At 35.5% G+C, this 4,251-nt stretch carries 4 protein-coding genes; all 4 read right to left on the minus strand.

Annotation, left to right across the window (positions count from 1 at the left end; genetic code table 11):
• Positions 1-38: 38 nt before the first annotated feature.
• Positions 39-2,042 (minus strand): hypothetical protein, encoded by a 2,004-nt coding sequence (locus KM934_RS12370; RefSeq protein WP_215760909.1) that lies wholly within the window; start codon positions 2,040-2,042, stop codon positions 39-41.
• A 13-nt stretch (positions 2,043-2,055) separates the two neighbouring features.
• Complete coding sequence (locus KM934_RS12375) at positions 2,056-3,483, minus strand: hypothetical protein (protein ID WP_215760910.1); 1,428 nt, start codon at positions 3,481-3,483, stop codon at positions 2,056-2,058.
• Positions 3,484-3,491: 8 nt separating this feature from the next.
• Positions 3,492-3,986 (minus strand): hypothetical protein, encoded by a 495-nt coding sequence (locus KM934_RS12380; protein ID WP_215760911.1) that lies wholly within the window; start codon positions 3,984-3,986, stop codon positions 3,492-3,494.
• A 10-nt stretch (positions 3,987-3,996) separates the two neighbouring features.
• Positions 3,997-4,251: hypothetical protein (locus KM934_RS12385; RefSeq protein ID WP_215760913.1), on the minus strand; the 255-nt coding region annotated here is incomplete at its 5' end.

The following is a 4,251-nucleotide window of genomic DNA, read 5'->3' on the forward strand; positions in this document are numbered from 1 at the left end:
CACATTGAGGATTAGATAGTTGTAAATAATCTTAATATTTAACGACACTCCCTAATATAAGGCCAGAAAGGCTGGTCCCAATTAGTAGCTGTCTTATAAGACAACAACGTTCGCATCGGAAACTTAATATCTATACCTAATTTATATGGAATCTGATTATTTCTAATAGACGGTAATATGTTAGTATTCTTTAGAGCATCAACATTGAGACAAGACATTTGAATATGCTCATCAGTTATGTCCAAAGACTTACTAGCTCCAGCACCTACCTTATACTCAATATGCGTGTTCGTTGTTCCAAAATCAACAGCAAACTCATAAGTACTTCCACCTGCATTTCCACGCCATTCAGGAACTATTACTGCATCATATCCATTAATATTCAAGGTAATAAACTCAAAATTTTCTTCAACTGCATACATCGGCTGATTTGGTGCCAAAATTTCCTCTCGCCCTCCTGAACTATTTATATTTCTATCCATTTTTGCGATAGGTAGCGCTTTTGAATTATCTTCCTTTACACAAGAGAGTTTCATCTGATAGTCATCTTCCAAAGTCAATAACGTAAGACGGTAATCAGGCTTTGTTCCTATTGGGAACTTCACACAAGGGAACATAGTCATCGTAAAACTCATAGGAATGATAGCACCATCTTTAGGATTCATCATATCCCCATCAGTAGCTTGGACCATATAATTGCGTTCATAAGTAACAATACCAGCTTTCACGGGGATATCCAAGGACACTTTAACACGCATACCCAGATCATCAGAACTGTGGCACTCCATTCGCAAAGCCTTTTTCAACTCATTGACAGAAAAATAGTCAAAATATGTCTGTTTTATTGGCAGCAAAAAACTATGAGAAATGCCAGAGTCATCTGTCATGTTGCCATAAAAGAAATCCGAAGAAACGCCCTCACTATCCATTTCTATAATGTTTTTCTCCAAGAAATCGTCCATAGTAAGATATGGCCAGGCTGTATTGTCCTGTGGTAAAGTACGAGCACCTATTTTACGATTATCACATACAGGAACCTGAATATCAGAATTCCATATTGATGTTGTATATCTCCATGCTCTAGAAAAAGCGCCACATGGCAATGCCAAAGGAATCTTATTTAATTGCTTGGAGGTTTTCAAAGCAAAATCACTTACTGCTCCAATATTTACAGGACGTAATTTACCCAATGGAAACCCCAAAACTTCAACTGGCACTCCTGACATATAATCAAGCTCATCATAGTTTGCTGAGATCTGAGTCCCCTGAGCTACAGCATTAACATATAGTTGTAACTCATATGGCAATTCACCAAAACTTATGTTAAGATATTCATCCACTTCCCTAAATTTTAATGCAAAATCAGGAATTGAAGCTCGCAAATCATACATATACTTGATGAAATTAGCGTCTCTCTTTGAAAGTTTCACGAAGACATCAGAATCAAGAGCCTTGTGGGTTCCAAATTTTATATAGTTAGAAACGCAAGAGTTATCATTGGCTGATGTAAAGAACAATGTCGCAGGAGATGTCGCACCAATTATGTTAAACTGCTTTGGAGAACCTGGTCCAACGTATCTTAACATAAAGATACTCTTCATTTCTCCAAAATTATAAGTTGTAGAATCTTGGTTTAAATACAAATCCAACGTTCTACCAAATAATCGTTCTTGAGGATTTGGGCTACTCTTCAACACCTGTACATTTGCTTTATCCCACTTTATCATATCTAACAACTTAGCGTTCTTAAACGTATCGTAGTTAAAGAACATTTGTGCCACATCCAAAGCATGCGAAACCATCTTGTGGTGAATAGTTCTTCCATCCAATCCCATAGTATTGACAAAGCCAAAAGCCGCTTTTATCAAATCAATTCTAGCAAAAGGACTTGGAATTGAAGTTATTTCCTTGCTTGCTGTAGCTCCTGCAGGATCCTTTATGGACTCAGGGGCATTTCCATACACACTATTGTTATATTTAACAGAAATACCCCATCCCTTAATGTTGTCTCTTCCTTGGTGATATCTAAATACTTTACTCATGATTTTTAAAGAATTAAAGTTTTATCTTTTCATTTACCAACTTGTTAACGGCTGTATTGATATGAACAATAAATCTACCTAATGTTTCTGTCTGAGCCTTTGATACCTTTCCCTTATCCACAGAATTCAATCTATCATTCACCAAATTCCAATTAGAATTTGAGTTCCACACCATTCTGGTATCAATATTCTTTACGAATCCAAATACATTATCATTGGTCACATTCAAATTAAAAGGTTCAAAGGAGCGGTCATTTTCTTTCATTTCTTTCAACCATGCCATATAATAATCTACAAATTGTAGTAAATCATTATAATCCATATTGCCAAAGAAGTCTTGATTATAATTTGGCTCACCTTGCGTAATCCATTTCTGATCAACAGAGTTTTCCAATTTGTTCTGTATATATAGGCTAAACAACGTAAACTCAGCCATTGGACGACCTAGTGCCATATAATCTACGTTCTCAAAATCTGTTAATGTGATTTGTCGCGTATCATTTTTTATGCCATACTCTTTGTAAACAGTGTTGCCTCCCAAAGAACTAGCGTTCTTAGCAAAATCGATGATTGCAAGAGCTGAAGCAAACTCTATGAAATGTGCCTTATTTTTCTGATTGACACCTCCAGCTACATTTTCGTAAGTCTGATGTGCAGGGTCTCCTATATAATATAAGGCATCAATATTGTTCAAGTTATTATCATAATAAGCTAAAGCAGACTTTGTCTTTGCCATAAAGGTATCAGAATCTGGATCTGTTTTTTTGCCAGGAGTCAAACAGAAATATGGCAATACAGATATTGCTCCTATCTTGCTCTCCATGATAGCTACAGCAGATGGTATATGTAAGCTAGGGTCTATGTGACGAAGGTTCTTTAAAAGAAGAGGAAAACCACTTGCACCTGTTCCACCAAAAATAGAACTTATAATAAATATACTATCACCGGCAGTAAAATCATTTGCAAATGTAGTAAATTGAGGAGACTGTGCAAATTGATTGAGTACAATACTACCTATATTCGGATTTCCAATGAAGCCTTCCGTCATGTCAGAGTTAAGATTATCATCAGAAAATAACATATTAACCAATGCTTTATTTTCCTCAGAAAAAGATGAAAACATCATATAATCATTGAACTTTTTATTAGTTTGCCCACCTAAAGGCAAAACATAATCTTGTGACGGAAAATTCAACTTTTCCAACGGTGTATGAAAGAATGTTGCCTGGGAATCATTATAATCAACATTGCTATGAAACTTTCGATAAAGATCCATGATGTTTACAGTTTCTGTTTTGTTTCCACCTGCTGCATCTGGATCAATAATTATAGGAACTATTTTATCTACAGGAACTTTCACACCAGTTGCCATCAACATAGTCAGTGCCTTGAGTACACGAGAACCGGTTCCTCCTATTGCAAAAACATATAATTTACTCATAATTGTATTTATTTTCTAAAAGGTGAGAATCTTGCATTACCATTGTAAAAAGTAAGAGGAATACTACATATAATAAAGAAGATACCTCCTACAAAAAGGTTAGACAAGCCAAAACCGAGATAGTTATTGATGCCTGTTTCGTCTGTCAATGCCTGACCGTCATAGTCATCACCCAAAACAAGCGCACAAGCCTCTTCATCATCGTTTACAGACAACACTCTTGAATATCCCATACCAACTCCTATACCAAAGTTAATAAGCATAGATAACAACAGCATCACTAGCCAAGCCTTCCAAGACTTAAAACTCGGACTATTGATAGGCCATATATAGAAAGCTACAGCCACCAATAAAGATACTACTAACGTAACTATGCCAACAACATAAAGGCTATCAGCAAATAATAACTCATCATTATCAGAAATGATTTCTCTCACTGTGTCCCACATCACATCATTGTAAAAATTATGGAACCAAGAATAAATTGTTTCAAAAAACGCCATAGTTATACGATTATTTAATTAATATTTTAAATTTAGCAATATTAGTATCATAAGCATCATAAATACCGTCAATATAAGATTTCAAACCAAATGTACGATAACTCTTTTTGGTATTTCCGTTCAAAAAATCCGTACCTTTTTCATCAGTGTCTGCAACAACCCAATCTGGCATCCTGGATTGTTTCAAAACAATCTGCAACAAAGTGTTATTCCTAAAATCCGCAACTATCATCCAATACACGATTAAGGGTAGATTTATGAGTCG

Origin of the sequence: Hallella faecis (genome assembly GCF_018789675.1) — a bacterium.
Classification (GTDB): Bacteria; Bacteroidota; Bacteroidia; order Bacteroidales; family Bacteroidaceae; genus Prevotella; species Prevotella faecis.

Bases quoted from the DNA above. Each gene is read 5' to 3' on its own strand.
- KM934_RS12370 (WP_215760909.1), bottom strand. From the start codon at position 2,042: ATGAGTAAAGTATTTAGATATCACCAAGGAAGAGACAACATTAAGGGA.
- KM934_RS12375 (WP_215760910.1), bottom strand. From the start codon at position 3,483: ATGAGTAAATTATATGTTTTTGCAATAGGAGGAACCGGTTCTCGTGTA.
- KM934_RS12380 (WP_215760911.1), bottom strand. From the start codon at position 3,986: ATGGCGTTTTTTGAAACAATTTATTCTTGGTTCCATAATTTTTACAAT.